Source organism: Streptomyces sp. NPDC002076 (genome assembly GCF_053593835.1).
In genome coordinates, this window is the sequence record NZ_JBSFDI010000013.1 from 1 (window position 1) to 18135 (window position 18135).

General features: G+C 71.0%; 16 protein-coding genes. 12 read left to right on the forward strand and 4 right to left on the reverse strand.

Annotated features, from left to right (window positions below; all coding sequences use genetic code 11):
* The coding region (locus ACWCQS_RS26050) for a hypothetical protein (protein ID WP_451006685.1) at positions 1 to 250 on the reverse strand (250 nt) is incomplete at its 3' end.
* Here ACWCQS_RS26050 and ACWCQS_RS26055 point away from each other — a divergent pair.
* The 7 genes from ACWCQS_RS26055 to ACWCQS_RS26085 all read left to right on the forward strand — a co-directional run bounded on the left by ACWCQS_RS26055 (position 180) and on the right by ACWCQS_RS26085 (position 6039).
* Positions 180 to 422, forward strand: a complete 243-nt coding sequence (locus ACWCQS_RS26055) for a hypothetical protein (RefSeq protein ID WP_451006923.1) — start codon at positions 180 to 182, stop codon at positions 420 to 422. The genes ACWCQS_RS26050 and ACWCQS_RS26055 overlap by 71 nt on opposite strands.
* Positions 419 to 622: a hypothetical protein gene (locus ACWCQS_RS26060; RefSeq protein ID WP_451006912.1), complete on the forward strand. Its 204-nt coding sequence runs from the start codon at positions 419 to 421 to the stop codon at positions 620 to 622. The genes ACWCQS_RS26055 and ACWCQS_RS26060 overlap by 4 nt, the downstream gene beginning before the upstream one ends.
* Positions 623 to 741: 119 nt before the next feature.
* Positions 742 to 1311, forward strand: a complete 570-nt coding sequence (locus ACWCQS_RS26065; RefSeq protein ID WP_451006686.1) for a winged helix-turn-helix domain-containing protein — start codon at positions 742 to 744, stop codon at positions 1309 to 1311.
* A gap of 77 nt (positions 1312 to 1388) precedes the next feature.
* A complete protein-coding gene (locus tag ACWCQS_RS26070; protein ID WP_451006687.1) occupies positions 1389 to 2441 on the forward strand; it encodes an NAD-dependent epimerase/dehydratase family protein in 1053 nt (350 codons plus the stop codon).
* Between the two features lie 31 nt (positions 2442 to 2472).
* A complete protein-coding gene (locus tag ACWCQS_RS26075; RefSeq protein WP_451006688.1) occupies positions 2473 to 3732 on the forward strand; it encodes a sensor histidine kinase in 1260 nt (419 codons plus the stop codon).
* Positions 3717 to 4370, forward strand: coding sequence for a LuxR C-terminal-related transcriptional regulator (locus tag ACWCQS_RS26080; RefSeq protein ID WP_451006689.1), 654 nt, complete (start codon positions 3717 to 3719; stop codon positions 4368 to 4370). Before ACWCQS_RS26075 ends, ACWCQS_RS26080 begins: the two co-directional genes overlap by 16 nt.
* Positions 4371 to 4506: 136 nt before the next feature.
* On the forward strand, positions 4507 to 6039 hold the full coding sequence (locus tag ACWCQS_RS26085) for a DUF1996 domain-containing protein (RefSeq protein WP_451006690.1): 1533 nt from the start codon (positions 4507 to 4509) through the stop codon (positions 6037 to 6039).
* 91 nt (positions 6040 to 6130) lie between these two features.
* On the opposite strand, the gene ACWCQS_RS26090 is transcribed toward ACWCQS_RS26085, so the two are convergent.
* Positions 6131 to 6532, reverse strand: a complete 402-nt coding sequence (locus ACWCQS_RS26090; protein ID WP_388621667.1) for a hypothetical protein — start codon at positions 6530 to 6532, stop codon at positions 6131 to 6133.
* 130 nt (positions 6533 to 6662) lie between these two features.
* Here ACWCQS_RS26090 and ACWCQS_RS26095 point away from each other — a divergent pair, with 130 nt between their 5' ends.
* From ACWCQS_RS26095 to ACWCQS_RS26110, 4 genes are all read left to right on the forward strand, one after another.
* A complete protein-coding gene (locus ACWCQS_RS26095; protein WP_451006691.1) occupies positions 6663 to 8579 on the forward strand; it encodes a hypothetical protein in 1917 nt (638 codons plus the stop codon).
* A gap of 77 nt (positions 8580 to 8656) precedes the next feature.
* Entirely contained in the window at positions 8657 to 9535 is an 879-nt protein-coding gene (locus ACWCQS_RS26100; protein ID WP_451006692.1) for a metal-dependent hydrolase, read from the forward strand.
* Entirely contained in the window at positions 9535 to 10593 is a 1059-nt protein-coding gene (locus ACWCQS_RS26105; RefSeq protein ID WP_451006693.1) for a PDR/VanB family oxidoreductase, read from the forward strand. Before ACWCQS_RS26100 ends, ACWCQS_RS26105 begins: the two co-directional genes overlap by 1 nt.
* A gap of 36 nt (positions 10594 to 10629) precedes the next feature.
* Positions 10630 to 11319 (forward strand): TetR/AcrR family transcriptional regulator, encoded by a 690-nt coding sequence (locus ACWCQS_RS26110; RefSeq protein WP_451006694.1) that lies wholly within the window; start codon positions 10630 to 10632, stop codon positions 11317 to 11319.
* A 4-nt stretch (positions 11320 to 11323) separates the two neighbouring features.
* Here ACWCQS_RS26110 and ACWCQS_RS26115 read toward each other — a convergent pair whose 3' ends face one another.
* On the reverse strand, positions 11324 to 11689 hold the full coding sequence (locus ACWCQS_RS26115; protein ID WP_451006695.1) for a 5-carboxymethyl-2-hydroxymuconate Delta-isomerase: 366 nt from the start codon (positions 11687 to 11689) through the stop codon (positions 11324 to 11326).
* 32 nt (positions 11690 to 11721) lie between these two features.
* Positions 11722 to 17094 carry a pullulanase-type alpha-1,6-glucosidase gene (gene pulA / locus ACWCQS_RS26120; protein ID WP_451006696.1) on the reverse strand — a complete coding sequence of 1791 codons (5373 nt, stop codon included), beginning with the start codon at positions 17092 to 17094 and terminating at the stop codon, positions 11722 to 11724.
* 276 nt (positions 17095 to 17370) lie between these two features.
* Here pulA and ACWCQS_RS26125 point away from each other — a divergent pair, with 276 nt between their 5' ends.
* Complete coding sequence (locus ACWCQS_RS26125; RefSeq protein ID WP_451006697.1) at positions 17371 to 18129, forward strand: carbohydrate-binding module family 20 domain-containing protein; 759 nt, start codon at positions 17371 to 17373, stop codon at positions 18127 to 18129.
* Positions 18130 to 18135: the final 6 nt, after the last annotated feature.

The following is an 18135-nucleotide window of genomic DNA, read 5'->3' on the forward strand; positions in this document are numbered from 1 at the left end:
GATCGAGCTGGTTGCCGAGGCTGTCCGCCTCCAGGGTGATCGGTACGACGGGCGTGAACGCCTGCTGGCGGCGGGCGCCCCCCTGCCGTATTCCGTGCCGGGTGACCGGCGATCCGTAGCCCGCGCTCGCCCTCCTCGGCCGCGAAGTCGCCGGCCCGGCTTCGCACTGGATGGCGCACGTGGGTCGGCTCGGGCCCGCCGGCGCGCCGTTGCCGCCGCTGATCGAGCAGCACCTGAAGGAGGCGGGCACGGTCGCCGGCCGGGCCGAGGAAACGGTGGATCCGCTCGCCCGGTGGCGGGTCGGCCACCGCTCCTGGAGCGGTTTCGGCCTGCCCGGTGCCCTGCCCGCGCTCCCCGCGATCGGCCTCCTCCCCCGGTTCGCCGTACGGGAACTGCCGGCGACCGCGACGGTGGTCGGCTGAACGGCCCTTGTCCGGATAGCGAGACGACCTTTCACGCAGGGGTCCTGTCCGGCGCCCGCGTCTGCTTCAATGGGCCCATGGCCAGCTTCCAGAAGTACACCGCGACGGGTCGCCATGACCTCGAGCCCTTCTGGCCTTCCCGTCAGCACCACGACTTCGACCGGGTGTGTTGCCGCGCGGTGAACGCGCGGGCCCTCTAAAGCCGTAACCCCCGGCCTTCGGCCAGCGCGAAACGACGTACGTCCTCCGGCGCGCCCGACCACGAATCGCGGCCGCCGCTCCCACCGACGAACCTCTCGCGCGAAAGAGCTGACCTCTCATGGCGACCACTCGTTCTCTCTCCCCCGCCTCCACCCTCCCCGCCCCCGCCCGGCACCGGCTGCGCGCCGTCGACCGGGACGAGGTGGTCGACGTCGCGGACCTCCTGCCGCCGGGCGCCACCTGGCTGCCCGCGCCGCAGCACACCCTGCCGACCCTGCCCGGACAGCCGCCGATGGTCGGCTACCTGGTGCTGGTCCCGGCCGACCAGCACCCGCCGTTCCTGCCGGTCGCGGTGCCGGACCAGCCGGAGACGCCCGCCGGGGCCGGCGCCGCCGAGCCGCTGGTGCGGATCGACCCCGTGCAGCGCACCGCCCGCGTCGACGGCCGCGAACTCGACCTCACCTACCTGGAGTTCGAGCTGCTCGCGCACCTGGTGGCCCATCCGCACCGAGTGCACACCCGCGACCAGCTGGTCACCACGGTGTGGGGCTACGGCCATGTCGGCGACGGCCGCACCGTCGACGTGCACATCGCCCGGCTGCGCCGCAAGCTGGGCGCCGAGCACCGTCAGACGATCCAGACGGTGCGCCGGGTCGGCTACAAGTACACTCCGCCGACCGGCCGCTGACCGGCAGCCGGAAGAGCGGCTCTGCCCTCGGCAGAGTCACCTGCCGCCGGGCGCCCGGAGCGGGCACGATCACCGGTATGAGACTTCTGGTGCTGGGCGGTACGGAGTTCGTGGGGCGGGCGGTGGCCGAGGCCGCGCTGGGGCGCGGCTGGGAGGTGACCGTCTTCCACCGGGGACGGCATCAACCCCCGCCGGGGGTGCGGTCGTTGCACGGCGACCGCACCGCACCGGACGGCCTCGCCGAGCTTGCCGAAGACGCCGGCTCCTGGGACGCCGTGATCGACACCTGGTCGGCCGAGCCGCGTGCCGTGCTCGCGGCGGCACGGCTGCTGCGGGGCCGTGCCGCACGGTACGTGTACGTCTCCAGCCGGTCGGTGTACGCCTGGCCCTGGCCCACGCTGGGCGGGACCGCCGAGGCCGGGGCGCCGGTCGAGGGCGCCGCCGCCGACGCGGGGCCGACCGACTACGCCCGCGACAAGCGGGGCGGCGAGCTGGCCGCTGTCGAGGCCTTCGGCGAGCGGGACTCGCTGCTGGTACGGGCCGGGCTGATCCTCGGGCCGTACGAGAACGTGGGCAGGCTGCCCTGGTGGCTGACCAGGATCGCCCGTGGTGGCCCGGTGCTGGCGCCGGGGCCGCGCGAGCTGCCGGTGCAGTTCATCGACGCCCGCGACCTGGCGGGCTGGCTCCTGGGAGCGGTGGAACAGTCGCTGAGCGGGCCGTACGACCTGATCGGCCCGCCGGGGCACAGCACCATGGGCGAGCTGCTCGACGAGTGTGTCCGGGTCACCGGTGCGGACGCCGAGCTGCGCTGGACCGACCCGGAGGCGATCCTGGCCGCCGGTATCGAACCGTGGACCGAGCTGCCGGTGTGGGCGCCGCCGGGCACCGAGCTGTACGACTGCGCCCACCGCACCGACGTGTCACGGGCCCTGGCCACCGGTCTGGAATGCCGCCCGGCCGCACAGACGGTCGCGGACACCTGGCGCTGGCTCACGGAACTCGGCGGCGTGGCACCGGTGCGGCCGGACCGGACGGCCCCGGGTGTCGATCCGGAGGTGGAGGCGAAGGTGCTGGCCGGCGGCGGGGGTGTACCTGGCATCACCCCCCAGGAGGGGACCTCGGGCCAGTGACCCCCGCCCCGGGGTCGGCCAGACTTGCCGCATGAGCAGCGAAGACAAGAGCGGCCGCAGCCGAGAGGCCCTGCTGGCCGCCGTGCGCGGGCTGGTGCTGGCAGTGACCGTGCTGCCTTTCGGCATAGTGTTCCTGGTGCTGATCCCGCTGTCCCTCGCCTTCATCCCCCTCGGCGTCGGACTGGTGACGACTCCGGCCGTGCTGACGGGCGTTCGCGCGTTGGCGGACGTGCGCCGCAGGCTGGCGGGCGAGTGGTGCGGGGTGCGGGTCCGGGCGGCGTACCGGCCGATCCCCCGCGGCACCAACCCGTGGACCCGCACCTTCACCATGCTGGGCGACCCCCAGACCTGGCGGGACGTGCGCTGGCTGCCGGTGGACGTCACGGCCGGTTTCGTCACCGCGCTGCTCCCGGCCGTGCTGCTGTTCTTCCCCGTCGAGGGTCTGATGCTGCCCTTCGGGCTGTGGCGGCCGTACACGCACGGCGGCACCTACTGGTACGCGTTCGTCCCGGTCACCGGAGAGGTGAGTGCCATCGGCGCGGCGGTCCTCGCCCTCGTCCTCCTCGGCGTCGCCCGGCGCTACACCCCGGCCCTGCTGACCGCGCACTTCCGGCTCACCCGGGCCGTCCTCGGCCCCGCCGACGGCGAACTCGCCGAGCGCGTGAGGGTGTTGACCGAGACCCGGCGGGACGCGGTGGACACCTCGGCCGCCGAGCTGCGGCGCATCGAGCGCGATCTGCACGACGGGGCGCAGGCCCGGCTGGTCGCGATGGGCATGGACCTCGGCACCATCGAGTTGCTCGTGGAGCGGGACCCGGCCCAGGCGAAGCGGCTGCTCGCCCAGGCCCGCCAGAACTCCGCCGAGGCCCTGGAGGAACTGCGCGACCTGGTGCGCGGCATCCACCCGCCGGTCCTCGCCGAACGCGGGCTCGGCGACGCCGTACGGGCGCTGGCGCTGCGGCTGCCGCTGCCGGCCGAGGTGACCGTGGAGCTGCCCGGCCGGGCGGACGCGCCGGTGGAGTCGGCGGCCTACTTCGCGGTGAGCGAGGTGCTCACCAACGCCGCCAAGCACTCCGGCGCCGACCGGGTCTGGGTCGACGTGCACCATGCCGCGGGCCGGCTGCGGATCACGGTCACCGACAACGGCAGGGGCGGCGCGGCGGTCGGCGCCGGGTCGGGGCTCGCCGGGGTCGAACGCCGGCTCGGTACATTCGACGGCGTCCTGGCCGTCAGCAGCCCCGTCGGCGGCCCCACCCTGGTGACCATGGAGATGCCGTGCGCGTTGTCCTAGCCGAAGACCTCTTCCTGCTGCGCGACGGGCTGGTGCGGATGCTGGAGGCCTTCGGCTTCGAGATCGTGGCCGCCGTCGAGTCCGGTCCCGAACTGAGCCGGGCGCTGGCCGAGCTGGAGCCGGACGTGGCCGTGGTGGACGTACGGCTGCCGCCCACGCACACCGACGAGGGCCTGCAGTGCGCGCTCGCGGCCCGGAAGGCGCGGCCCGGGCTGCCGGTGCTGGTCCTGTCCCAGCACGTGGAGCAGCTGTACGCGCGCGAGCTGCTCGCGGACGGCAACGGCGGGATCGGGTATCTGCTGAAGGACCGGGTGTTCGACGCCGAGCAGTTCGTGGACGCCGTACGACGGGTCGCGGCCGGCGGTACGGCGATGGACCCGCAGGTGATCCAGCAGCTGCTGTCCCGCCGGGCGGGCGACGGCCGACCGCTCTCGGGGCTCACCCCGCGCGAGCTGGAGGTGCTGGAGCTGATGGCGCAGGGCCGGTCGAACGCGGGCATCGCGGCCCAGCTGGTGGTGACCGAACGCGCCATCGCCAAGCACACCTCCAACATCTTCACCAAGCTGGGCCTGGAGGTGTCGGACGACGACAACCGGCGGGTGCTGGCGGTCCTCGCCTATCTGGACCGGGACCGCTGACCAGCCAACTCCCCTGTTTCTGCGAGGAATTTGTGAGACGGGTGAACACCTCTGGGGCGGCGTCCGTATGGAAGGGCGCCGCTTCACTCCTGTCGGGCGCCCCGATGCTGCCCCGCAAGGAAGTCAGAGGAGTTCCATGGGACGCAACACACGAAAACGCCGTACGCCGTTGGCCGCCAAGGCCATAGCCGCATCGGCGGCCCTAGCGCTCGGTGGGGGCGGGCTGATCTGGGCGAACTTCTACGCCTCTGCGCACGAGTCGAACAACCAGACGTGGGGAGGCAACCAGACGAAGGCCGCGACGGCGCAGGTCGCGACCATCTCCTGCCCGGACGTCCAGCAGAAGCTTACGAACGTGCCGTGGCGGGCCCGCCAGGGCGTGGCGACGGAGCTGGCCAACCTCGACAAGCAGATCACCGAGGCCTACACCCGGCTCGCCTCCACGCGGGACGCGCAGGCCAAGGATCCGAGCTTCGTACAGAACGCGATCACCGGTCCGCTCAAGGAGAAGCGGGCGGCGACGATCGACCGGATCCGGATCGACATCCAGCGGGTCGGCGGTTCCTTCGACAACGCGATCCAGCAGCTCGCCGCCTGTACGACGCAGACCGCCAACCAGACCACCGCCGGGGGGAACGGCGGTGGCCAGCAACAGAACGGTGGTGGCCAGCAACAGAACAACGGCGGCCAGCAGCAAGGCGGCCAGCAGGGTGGTCAGCAGCAGGCCAACAACGGTGGTCAGGGCGGTGACGGCCCCTCCGCGGCCGACTTCGTGGACATCACCAAGGTCGCGCCGAACGTCCTGTCCAAGCCGAACAAGACCCCCAACGCCTCGACGGGCACGTTCACCACGCGCTGCGGTGTGAACGCGAACCAGAACCACAACAGCGACAACGTGATCGTCGCGCCCGGCGTGACCAACGGCGCCCACCACGTCCACGACTACGTCGGCAACCAGAAGGTCAACGCCTTCGCCAGCAACAACACCTTCCTGCAGGGCGGCACCAGCTGCCAGAACCGGAACGACCTGTCGGCGTACTACTGGCCGGTCATCCGCGAGCAGGACGGCACCCAGGAGAAGGACGCCAACGCGGACGGCGGCGGCAAGGACCTCAACGTCGGCAAGATCCTGGTCGCCCAGCAGGCCCAGATCAAGTACGTGGGCAGCCCGGCGAGCAAGGTCGTCGCGATGCCGCAGTTCCTGCGGATCATCACGGGTGACGCCAAGGCCTTCGTCAACGGCCCGGCCAACGCCAACGCGCACTGGAGCTGCACCGGCTTCGAGAACAGGGTTCAGTTGACGGACAAGTACCCGATCTGCCCGGCGGGCAGCAAGGTGGTGCGCTCGTTCGCCTTCCAGAGCTGCTGGGACGGCCAGAACATCGACAGTGCCAACCACCGCACGCACGTGGCCTTCGCCGATCCCGGGAGCGGTGTCTGCCCGAACGGCTTCAAGGCGATCCCGCAGCTGACGATGCGCCTGGTGTACAACGTGCCGCAGCCCGTCATCCAGGCGGACGGCACGGTGAAGAACGCCTACGCGGTCGACGGCTTCCCGGAGGAGCTGCACAAGGCCATCACCGATCACGACGACTTCATCAGCGTCACGACCGGTGGCCTGGCGAACCGGATCGCCAACTGCATCAACAGCGGGCGGAACTGCGCCTGACCGCCTGACGCGGGCCACAGAGCGAGGCCGGTGACGGATCCCCCTCCCGTCACCGGCCTTCCCGTGTGCGTGCCCGCTTCGACGGAACGTCTCAGCCGCCGTGCCCGGCGTGGGCCGCATGGTTCGTGCCCATCTCCACGTCCCCGCCGAGGGTGCCGCGCAGCGCCTTGACGACCCCGTCGTCGCCGACGGCCACCCACTTGCGGCCGACGAGGTAGTAACCGCCGTAGTCCTTCGCGTCGTTGATCCACTCGCGCTGGCCGCGGTCGGTGGCGAAGGTGGCGAAGACGAACCTGCCGTCGTGGTTCTTGCAGATCGCCTGACGGACCTCGTCGGAGTCGATCTGCATGTTCGGTGTGCACTTCACCTCGGCGGCCAGGCTCTCCAGGCTGCCGGTCGCGGTGGGCGGGACCGCCTTGGTGTCCCCGCCCGAACCGCAGCCCGCCAGCGCCAGTACGGCCACGGCGGCCGGCAGCAGTCGTGTCACCTTCATCTGTTCCTCCGGTCCAGTGGGCCAAGCATGCCTCAGCTCCTTCGGATACGGCTCCGGGCCGCCGTGCGCTCAAATCCGGGGATCACCCATCCGGTGGTGACCAACCGACTGCCGGCTCGTTCTCCATGACGTGCAGTCACAGGATGTAGCCCCGCGTCACGCACTGACCTCCAAGAACTCCGGACCGGTCGATGTCGAGCAGGCCGAGGCCGCGCTCGTCGAGCACTATCCACGGCTGGTCCGGATCGCCTACCTGGTGCTGCCGTCGAGCCTCGGCCGCAGTCGCCGGGTGCTGACCGCGCACGCGCTCGTCCAGCGCGCCCTGCCCAGAGGCCGGGGGCAGCGGTCCGCGATCCCGGCCCAGGCCTCCGGGCACGCGGGCGACCCGGGGTACGCCTTCCTGCGCGAGCGCGTCCTGCGTACGGCCCTGGAGGCGGCCCGGCCCCGCAAGGGCCTGCCCAGGCTCTCCCAGCTGCCGCCACTGCTGCCCCAGGTGTGGGGCCTGAGGCTGTTCCCGCGCTCGGGCGGCGCCGACGAACTCGCCCTGGACCAGCGGCTGTCCGCCCTGTCCGGCCCGGGCCGCGCCGCGTATGTGCTGCGCGGCCTGGAGAAGCTGTCCGACGCCGAGATCCGGGGTCTGCTCACGGCGGCCGGGGTGGACGACGCGGGCGGCGCGCTGGCCTCGGCGAACGGCGTGCCCACGCAGCCCGTGCTGCTCTCCTCCGCCGAGTTCGACCCCTGTCTGCTCCAGGCCCGGCCCACCGATCTGATGCGCCGCCGCCAGCACACCAAGGCCGCCCTCGCCGCCGCCGCGGCGCTCGCGGTGTGCGGGGCGCTGCTCGCCCTGCCGGGCGACGGCTGGGGCCCGGACGGTGCCGCCGCGCCGGTCTACGCCGAGAACCCCTCCGCCGAGGCCGCCCTCGACCCCGCCCGGCTGATCCGGGTCTCCCCCGTCGACTGGGAGTCCGCCGCCCGCACCGACTTCTCGGTGTGGCCCGCGCGCGGCCCGCTCACCGGCGACACGGCCCTGCTGCGCCGAGCCCTCGCGGTATGGGCCCGCCCCGGCGCGACGGTCCGGGTCTCGGCGACCCCCGGCACCCAGACCGGCGGCCCGGCCGGCCCGCCCCAGCTGCTGTACGCGGGCCAGGTCGACAACGCGCGCGTGGTGCTGCTCTACGACGGTCTGCGCATCGCCCGCTACGCCGAGCCGGTCGACGGCACCCCGGGCGCGGCCCTCGACCTCGCCCGGGTCGACGGCGCGACCGGCGCCGAGGCGAACGCCCTGGTGCTGGGCCGCTCCGACGGCAACGTCCGCTATCTGACCGCGCCCTGGGTGAAGAAGGCGGCCTCGCGGGACCTGACGAAGCCGGACGCGGCCGCGACCCCGCTGACCCTCACCGACGGGATCACCGGGCCGCTGTCCAGCCCGGCGCTGCGGCCCGGCAGCTGCACCTCCTGGACCGTGCTCCAGCTGACCGACGCCTCGGGCACCGAACTCACCACCGACCTGGGCGAGTTGGTTCCGGCACGGCTGACCGCCGGGCGGCCGGGATCGGCGGGCGCGGCGTCCGGCCGGGCCGGGCTGAAGGCCTGGGCGCCGTTCGCCTGCTCGCTTCAGGCGGAGCGCTCCGCCGGGGTGCGCAGCGTCAACGCCTGGGCGTTCGCCGACCAGCCGCTGCCCGACGGCAGCGGGGCCGCCGGGTGGGTGTGCACCAGGGCCGAGACCTGGCGCGGCGACGGTACGGCCGCGCTGGCCCAGTTCCGCACGCCGGGCGCGGCGGTGGGGGCGGCGGTCGCCAAGGGCACGGACGCGCGGGCCTGCGGGCCGCGCGATCCCCATGTGCTGGCCGGGGTGCTGTGGAAGTCCGCGGCCGGGCACTGGTACCTGCTGGCGGCGGGCGACAAGGACACGGCGTCGATCCAGGCGGGCGGCGGAGTCACCGCGGCCGGGCAGGGGCAGTTCCTGGTCGCCCGGGCGGAGAAGGGGGCTCAGGCCTCGCTGAAGGGCACGCTGGTGGACGGGACCGAGGTCAGCGGGTTGCGGTAGAGCCTTTGCTGACAGCGGCGTAAATAAGGCTTGCCCCAGGGGTTCTCAGAGCGCCTACCCGTCAGTACATTGACGCCATGTCTAACACGCAGGCCCGGGTGCCGCTCAAGGCACGCAAGGTGTCCTTCTCCTGGGACGGCACGCCGTTGCACTGGGTGCCGGAGGATCCCTTCACCACGCACACCATCAACGTGCTGCACCTGCTGCTGCCCGCCGGTGAGCGCTGGTTCGTGCACGTGTACAAGCAGGTGCTGCCGTACATCCGCGACGAACGGCTCCGCGAGGACGTCATCGGGTTCATCGGCCAGGAGGCCATGCACTCCCAGGCCCACGACGAGGTGCTGCCGCATCTGCGCGAGCAGGGGCTCGACCCGACGCCGTACACCGCGCAGGTCGACTGGTTCTTCGAGAAGCTGCTCGGCGACCGGACGCTGCCGCCGGGCAGGGCGCGCCGGTGGTGGCTGATGGAGCGGGTCGCGCTCATCGCGGCCATCGAGCACTACACCGCGTTCCTCGGCAACTGGGTGCTCAACGCCGAGGAGCTGGACCGGCGTGGTGCCGACCCGACCATGCTGGACCTGCTGCGCTGGCACGGCGCGGAGGAGGTCGAGCACCGCTCCGTCGCCTTCGAGCTGTTCCTGCACGTCGACGGCAGCTACCGCCGACGCGTCCGCACCTGGGCGACGGCCTTCTCGGCGCTGGTGTTCCTGTGGCAGCGCGGGGCGCGGTTCTTCATGGAGAACGACCCGACCCTCATCGACGGCAAGGCCTCCTTCAAGGACTTCTACGTCCGGGGCAGGCGGGGCCTGCTGCCCGCGACCGGGGACATGCTCAGGTCCATCCCCCGCTATCTGAGCCGCGACTACCACCCCTCGCAGGAGGGCGACACCGAGCAGGCCGTTGCCTATCTGGCCGCCTCCCCGGCGGCCACTGCGGCGCAGAGGAGGGCCGCCTGATGCCGAAGCTGCGTACGGTCGTGCTCGTCGCGGGCGCCGCCCTGCTGGCCCGGGGGGCGCTGCGCCGCCGGATCCAGGTCTCGCCGCTGTGGCCGATGCCCGCGCTGGCGGAGCCCACCTCGGGCCGGCCGCGCTCGCGTGCGCTGCGGCTGCTGGTGGCCTCCCGCGAGACGGTGGCCGAAGGGGTTGTGCAACTCCGCCTGGAGGGGCGGGACTTGCCGCGCTGGGAGCCCGGAGCGCATCTCGACCTCGTCCTGCCGTCGGGTCTTGTCCGGCAGTACTCGTTGTGCGGGGACCCCGAGGACACCTCCTCGTACACGGTCGCGACCCGGCTGGTCGCGGACGGGCGGGGCGGCTCGCGGGAGGTGCACGAGCAGGTCACGGAGGGCATGGAACTGGAGGTGCGGGGGCCGCGGAACCGTTTTCCGCTGGTCGAGGCGGAGTCGTACGTCTTCGTCGCGGGCGGGATCGGCATCACCCCGTTGCTGCCGATGCTGCGGGCACTGCCGGAGCACGCCGACTGGCGGCTGCTCTACGCGGGGCGCGACCGGGCCTCGATGCCGTTCCTGGAGGAGGTCGAGAAGCTGGGCGGCACGGGGGTCCCCCCGGGCGAGCGAAACCGAGGCCGCGGGCGGGTGACCGTCGTGGAGGGGCGACCGGACCTCGACGTGCTGGAGGTGGGCGAGGGGGCCGCCGTCTACTGCTGCGGTCCCGAGGGACTCATGGCGGCCGTCGCGGCACGCTTCCCGGACGTCCGTCTCGAACGGTTCGCGCCCCGTACGTCGTCCGACGGCAACACCGGGTTCCAGGTCGAACTGCGGCGTACCGGGCGGACGTTGGACGTCTCCGCCGACTCCACCGTGCTCGCCGCCGTACGCGGCGAACTGCCGGACACCGCCTACTCGTGCGAGCAGGGCTTCTGCGGGACCTGCCAACAGCGGGTGCTGGAAGGGGAGATCGACCACCGGGACGAGCTGCTGACCGACGCGGAGCGCGCCGACTCGATGCTGATCTGCGTCTCGCGGGCCCGCAGCGATCGTTTGGTGCTCGACATGTGATCACCTGCGGCCGAATCCGATCGGTAAGGTGTTCGCATGCGTACCGGGGTTCGCCGCAGGATGGGTGTCGAGGAGCGGCGGCAGCAGTTGATCGGCGTCGCCCTCGACCTGTTCAGCCGACGCTCGCCCGACGAGGTCTCCATCGACGAGATAGCGTCGGCCGCGGGCATCTCACGCCCGCTCGTGTATCACTATTTCCCCGGCAAACTCAGCCTGTACGAGGCCGCGTTGAAGCGCGCCGCGGAGGATCTCGCGGGCCGCTTCGGCGAGCCGCACGAGGGCCCGCTCGGCGCCCGGCTGCTGCGCGTGATGCGCCGCTACTTCGACTTCGTGGACGAGCACGGGCCCGGTTTCTCGGCGTTGATGCGCGGCGGGCCGGCGGTCGGCTCGTCGGCGACCAACGCGCTCATCGACTCCGTACGGCAGGCCGCCTACGACCAGATCCTGTCGCACCTCCAGGTCTCGGAGGCGCCCCCGCGGCTGGAGCTGGTCGTCCGCTCCTGGATCTCGCTCGCCGAGTCGACCGCGCTGATCTGGCTGGACGGCCGGCGCATCCCGCGTGCCGAACTGGAGCTCCAGCTCGTGCACGACTTCGCCGCACTGGCCGCCGTCAGTGCCGCCTACGACGAGGAGATGGCGGCCCTGCTGAAGACCATGGTCAAGGACGAGCCGGCCGACGGCCCCTTCGCGGAGCTGGTCGGCCGGCTCATCGCCCTCGGTGCCTAGACCGTCACCGGTCGAACTTCCGGTAGGACGGGGCGAGGTCACGGACCTCGGCGGAGGCGTGCACGATGACCCCCTCCTCCGGCTGCACGTACGTCCGCAGCAGCTCCAGCGCGGCCTCGGTGAGCCTCGCCTTCGTCTCCTCGCTACGCCCGGCGAGGAGTCCGATGGTCACATGGAAGATGGCGTGCCCGCCGGCCCCGGGGTCCTCGTACCCGAACGCGCAGTGGTCGCTGTACCGGAACAGCGTCTTGCACGCCTCGGGCTTGGCCGCGGCGATCTCGACGGTCGCCTCGTGCATCGCCCGCGCGAAGCCCTCCAGGTCGAAGGTGTCTTCCACCGGGTGCGAGTAGTCGACGGTGATCTGCGGCATGGGCACTCCTGTTCTACGACGACGCCCAGACCCTACTTCCCCGCCCGGGTGAACACCGCCACCGTCCGCGCCGGGACGCTGAACGTGCCCGAGTCGGCCGCGTAGGCGGAGGTCTTCACCACCGGGTCGGCGCCGGAGGCCTGCACCGGGTGCAGTTGGTACCGCGTCCCGGCCAGGTCGCCGATCCGCTGCTCCTGCCGCTGCGGGGTGGCGTTGAAGACGACGACCAGGTCACCGAGCCTCATCGTGATCACACCCGGTGTCTCGTCCTTGCCGGACAGCGGGAAGGACAGCTGGTCCTGCACCTGTGCGGCCGTACCGAGCGAGAACGCCTTCTCGGTCGTGCGGATCCTCAGCAGGTCCTGGTAGGCGGCGGAGGCGCCGTCGATCTGCGGGCAGCCGACCTGCACGCTGGTCAGCAGCGGGCGGGCGTAGTCCCACTTGGACTGGTTGTCGGCCGCCATGGGCAGCCCGCGGCCGAAGCCGTTGCCGTCGGCGCAGTTCCAGTGGATGGCGTTGAACCAGTCCCCGCTGTCGAAGGAGTTGCGGTCCAGCGACTTCGAGCGCAGCAGGTCGGTGCCCGCCTGGGACAGGGCCGGCCCCTGCGACAGGACGGCCGTGGCCATCGCCAGGACCTGCATGCGGGCCCGGTCGGACGCGGAGGTGTCCTTCGGGAGCTTGTAGGTCAGGGCGTCGAAGAGGGACTCGTTGTCGTGCGCGTCCACATAGGCGAGGGCGTCGCCGGGTGCGTCCGCGTAGCCGGCGGGCGAGCCGTTGTAGTCGATCTCCGCTCCCGTGACCTCCTTGCCGTCGGTGTCCGTGAAGTGGTACTTCGCGAGGTTTCCGGACAGCCCGACCTTGATCAGGTCCTGGTAGTGCAGCAGGCGCGCCTTCTGCTCCTCCTTCGAGCCGTTGGCGGTGGAGGAGTTGGGGTCGGTGTACAGCCCGGACGCGAAGCCCTGGATGCCGGGGTCGGAGTCGAAGGGGCTGCCGCCGCGCACCGCGTCACGGGCGCGGTCGGAGAAGGTGGCGATGCCGGTGCCGGCCATGTTCGCCTGCGTGGCCTGCACAAAGCGGGCGTCGTTCGCGACCTCGCCGAAGTTCCAGCCCTCGCCGTACAGGATGATCTTCTTGCCGTCGACGCCGTCCTTCTCCAGGGTCAGGGCGTCGAGGGCCTTGCGGACCGCGAGGATGTTGGCCTTGGGGTGGTGGCCCATGAGGTCGAAGCGGAACCCGTCGACCTTGTACTCCTTGGCCCAGGTGACGATCGAGTCCACGACCAGCTTGCCCATCATCGCGTTCTCGGGTGCGGTGTTGGCGCAGCAGGTGCTGTTGGCCACCGACCCGTCGGCCAGGAGCCGCTGGTAGTAGCCCGGCACGATCTTGTCGAGGACGGAGGTGTCCGCCTGGCCGCTGGCCGCCGTGTGGTTGTAGACGACGTCCATGACGACCCGCAGGCCGTCCCGGTTGAGCGCCTGGACCATCCTGCGGAACTGGACCGTACGGGCGGTGCCGTCCGGGTCGGTGGCGTACGAGCCCTCGGGGACCGTGTAGTGGTACGGGTCGTAGCCCCAGTTGTAGGCGTCCTTCGCGGCGGTCTTCGCCACGCACGCCTGCTGCTGGTCGGAGTCGGCCGCGTAGGAGGCCAGATCGCAGCCGGGACTCGCCTGGTCGGCCTTCTTCTCGGGGACCGTGGCGAAGTCGAACGCGGGCAGCAGATGCACGTACGACGTGCCCGCCCTGGCCAGCTCCCTCAGGTGCCTGGAGCCGTCGCTGTTCTTGTCGGTGAAGGCCAGGTAGGTGCCCTGGTCCTGGGCCGGGACGGTCTTGTCGGCGACCGAGAAGTCCCGGATGTGCAGCTCCTGGATCTGCGCGTCCTTCAGCGGTACGGCCTTGGGCTTGTGCAGGGCCGACCAGCCGCTCGGGGCGAGGGCCTTGTCGTTCAGGTCGACGACGAGGCTGCGCTCGGAGTTCGCGGTGAGGGCGACCGAGTAGGGGTCGGTGACCTTGTTGGTGACCATCTTGCGGACGCTGGGCGCCCAGACCTTCACGACGTACCGGTAGGTCTTGCCCTTCCAGGACGCCGGGCCGGTGACGGACCAGACGCCGGTGGTGTCGTCGCGGTGCATGGCGTGGGTCGAGCCGTCCAGCTCCAGCGCGACGCTCTGTGCCGTCGGTGCCCAGACGGAGAGCGTGGGCCTGCCGTCATGGAAGACCGGCCCGAGCCGAGCCTTGGTCGCGCCGGGGTAGAGGTCGTCCAGCACCCCCGCGATCTGCACCCCGGTCGCGGCCAGGACGGCACCGTTGGCGGCCCGCTGCGAGGCGACGAGCCGGCCCTTCAGCGCCTGGCGCACCCGGTCCCGGTCACGGGGGTCGACGGACCAGGCGGCGTAGTCCTTCAGGTGCGGGAACTTCGCCTTCTGGGCGTCGGTCAGCGTGGTCTTCTCCAGCCGGATCCAGCGCTCGTCGTCGCTGGTCAGCGCCCCGTCCTTGACCGCGATCGAGCCGTCCAGGGAGTACAGCAGCTGGGTGGAGGCGGCGCCGTCCGCGCCGTTCCAGGCGACGGTGTCCCGGTCGATCCAGATCGCCTTGGAGGTGCTCAGGTCGAGGGCGGCCGAGCTGCCCGCCGGCTGCGGCAGCAGGTACTTCTCCTGGCCGTTCAACAGCCACACCTCGTGGCCGTTGGCTTTGAGATCGAGGGACTGGTCCGCAGCCAGGTCCTTCTCGTCGCCCTTGTGGATGATGTAGCTGAGGCTGGTGGCACCCGCGGTGAGCGGCACCTCGAAGACCGCGCCATAGGCGTCAGTCTTCACCGGCTTCAGCGGGTTCGACCAGTCGGTGGGGTTCGCGGCACCCGTCCAGACGTGCAGGCCCCAGCCGTCGTAGTTGCCGTCCGCCCGGTGGTAGTGGATGACCGCCTTGGTCGTGTCCTGCGCCGGATAGTCGGGCTTCTGCGTCAGTACGTCCGTCTTCCCCTGCTCGACCCAGACCTCACCCGTCCTGGTGACGTCGATGCTCCGGTCGGCGGAGACGTCCTTGTTGCCGTTCTTGTCGATGACCAGGAAGCCGACGTTGGAGGCGCCGGGCTTGAGCTTGACCCAGGCGAAGGCGCCATAGGCGTCCCGGCCGGTGAACGGGTGGCTGGCGGGCCAGTTGGTGGCCTCGCCGTCGGCGATGTCGCCCCAGGCGTACAGGCCCCAGTTGCCGTAGTCGCCGTCGGTGCGCTTGTAGTGGACGATCACGTAGTCGCGGGCGGAGGCCGTGGGGACCTCGGGCGCGGGCGGGGTGCCGGAGGTGCTGCTCGCCGTGGTGCTCGCGGTGTGCCCGGCCGAGTCGATCACGACGGCCTTGTAGCGCAGCGCGGTCCCGGCCGGCACGTCCTTGCCGAGGGTCTGGGTGACCTTGTAGGGGGCGTGGTCGGCGGAGCCCAGCACCTGCCACTTGGCGTTTCCGACCTGGGCGGCGAAGACGACCCGGTTGAGCTGACCGCCGTCGACATCGGCGCCGATCTCCACGGTGCCGGTGGCTCCGGCCGCCGGCGCCTTCAGGGTGATCGTCGGTGCGGCGGTGGGCTTGGCGAGGGTGCCGGTGGCCTTGTAGACGACGGCGGACTCGGCCGGGACGGAGATGGTGACCTTGCGGTCGCCGCCGGACGTCACGGAGTCGGTGGCGCCGTGGATGCCCCGGTACGCCATGCCGGCGGAGCCGGTCGCGAAGGTGGCCGTCCGCGCCGAGTCGGCGTTGTTGAGGGCGACGACGTACTCCTGCCCGGTCTTCGCGTCCGTACGGGTGAACGCGTAGACGCCGGCGCTGTCGGCCGCGTAGCGCTGGGTCTGGACCCCGTCGGTCAGGGCAGGGTTGGCCTCGCGGAGCTTCGAGAGGTCGGCGATCTGCCGGTACAGCGGCGCGCGGGTGTCGTACGAGTCGCTGGCGTGGGTGCGGTCGGTGCCGATCTCGTCGTCGTCGAGGTAGTCGGCGACCTTGGAGGCGAACATGGTCTGGCGGGCGTCCTTGTCGCCGCCGGAGCCGGTGAAGCCCTGCTCGTCGCCGTAGTAGACGACCGGGTTGCCGCGGCTGAGGAACATCAGCTCGTTGGCGAGCTCGTCCTTCTTCAGGATCTCGGCGTCGGTGGCCTTCGGGTTGTCCTGCTTGAGGAAGTACCCGATGCGGCCCATGTCGTGGTTGCCGAGGAAGGTGACCTGCTCGTACGCGTTGGCCTTGTCGGTCGTGTACTTGTAGTCGTCGCCGAAGACGCCCGCCAGCTTCTGGGCGCTCGCGCCCTGGGAGGCGTAGGCGCGGGCCGCGTCCTGGAACGGGAAGTCGAGGGTGGCGTCGAGGCGGCCCTGGGTGACGTACGGGGAGGTGATGGAGGTGTCGGCGGAGTAGACCTCGCCGAACATGAAGAAGTTCCTCCGCCCGTGCGCCGCGGCGTACTTGTCGAGCGCGGTCGCCCACTGGGTCCAGAACGGCATGTCGACGTGCTTGACGGTGTCGATCCGGAAGCCGTCGACGGCGAAGTCCTTCACCCACCGTTCGTAGATCTTCTCCATGCCGTGGACGACCTCGGGACGCTCGGTCCACAGGTCGTCCAGGCCGGAGAAGTCGCCGTAGGTGGTGGACTCGCCGGCGTACGTCGAGTCGCCCCGGTTGTGGTACATCGTCGGGTCGTTGAGCCAGGCAGGGACCTTGGACCGGCTGGTGACCTTCGGGGTGTACGGGAAGGAGGCGCTGGAGACGGCCGGGAACCTCCTGGTGCCGTCCGCGTAGTCGGCGTCGTCGAAGGGGCGGCCGTCCTTGGTGAGGTACGGGAAGGCGCCCTTGGAGAGGTAGTCGTAGGACTTCTCCTGGTAGTCCACGACGTCGGCGGTGTGGTTGGTGATGACGTCGAAGAAGACCTTCATGCCCTTGGCGTGCGCCTTGGAGATGAGGGTCTTGAGGTCCTTGTTGGTGCCGAAGTGCGGGTCGACCTGGGTGAAGTCGGTGATCCAGTAGCCGTGGTAGCCGGCGGAGGCGTTGCTGCCCGTGCCCTGCACGGGGCGGTTCTTGAAGATGGGGGCCATCCAGATGGCGGTGGTGCCGAGGCCCTTGATGTAGTCCAGCTTCTTGGTCAGGCCCTTGAGGTCGCCGCCCTGGTAGAAGCCCTTGTCGGTGGGGTCGTAGCCGGTGCTGAGGCGGGAGCCGGTCAGTCCGCCCCGGTCGTTGGACGTGTCGCCGTTGGCGAAACGGTCCGGCATGACGAAGTAGAACTGCTCACGGGTGTCGTCGTGCCGGGCGGGCTGGGCGGCCAGGGCCGCGTCCGAGGGGGGCTCGGGCGGGGTGGCCGCATGGGCGGCCAGTGGCTGGATCAGTGCGGCGGCGAGGGCTGCGGCGGTGACGGCCGCGGCCCGTCTCGCTCTCGGTATCACAGGCGGTAACTCCTAGCGAATGCGGCTCTCTTGGGTCCGACCCCGCGCGACCGTATCGCCGACGAAAGGTTTACAGCAAGAGTCTTGAAACTCATAGCAAGAAGTTTCAGCGTCAACCTTGACGCCCCTCTCTCAACTCCCTCACGTTCACGGGTTGTTGAACGCTGTCCCTTCTTTCGAAGCCGCACATGAGCAGACACTGACCCCCGGGTGTCCTCCGCCGGACCCCGACCGCCGCGGCCGCGGGCACCCTCGCACTGGCCGGAGTCGACGGGCATGGCGGACGGCACGTACAAGAACGTCGTCGACGGTGGCGCGACGACGGTGACCGTGTCGTGCGGCAGCGCGTCGATCACCGTCCCGGCGAAGAGCGCCGTCGCCTTCTACAACTCCTCCTACACCTGCACGGTGGGCTGCGGCGACGCGGGCGGCAGCTCCGGCGACACGGTCAGCGCGACCTTCAACGAGTACGCGTCCACGACGTCCGGCACCAACGTGTACGTCGTCGGGTCCATCTCGGCGCTGGGCGGCTGGGACACCTCGAAGGCGATCCAGCTGTCGTCCTCCGGGTATCCGGTCTGGTCGGGCGAGGTGAGCGTGCCGGTCAACACGTCCTTCGCCTACAAATTCATCAAGAAGGACAGCTCGGGCAATGTGACGTGGGAGTCGAACGCCAACAGGTCGGCGACCGCGACCACGTCGGCCCTCTCGCTCAACAACTCCTGGACCGTGGCGGACGCCGACGCCACCGACGTCACCTTCAACGAGAACGCGACGACCGACTGGGGCACCAACGTCTACGTCGTCGGCTCCATCCCGTCCCTCGGCTCCTGGAACACCAGCGACGCCGTCCCGCTGTCCTCCGCCTCCTACCCGAACTGGAGCAGGCTGGTCATCGTCCCCAAGAGCACGGCCTTCGAGTACAAGTACCTCAAGAAGGACGGCTCCGGGAACGTGACCTGGGAGTCCGGGACGAACCGCTCGTACACGACGGGCAGTTCGTCCGGCTACACGACGCGCGACGCCTGGAAGTAGTCGTCC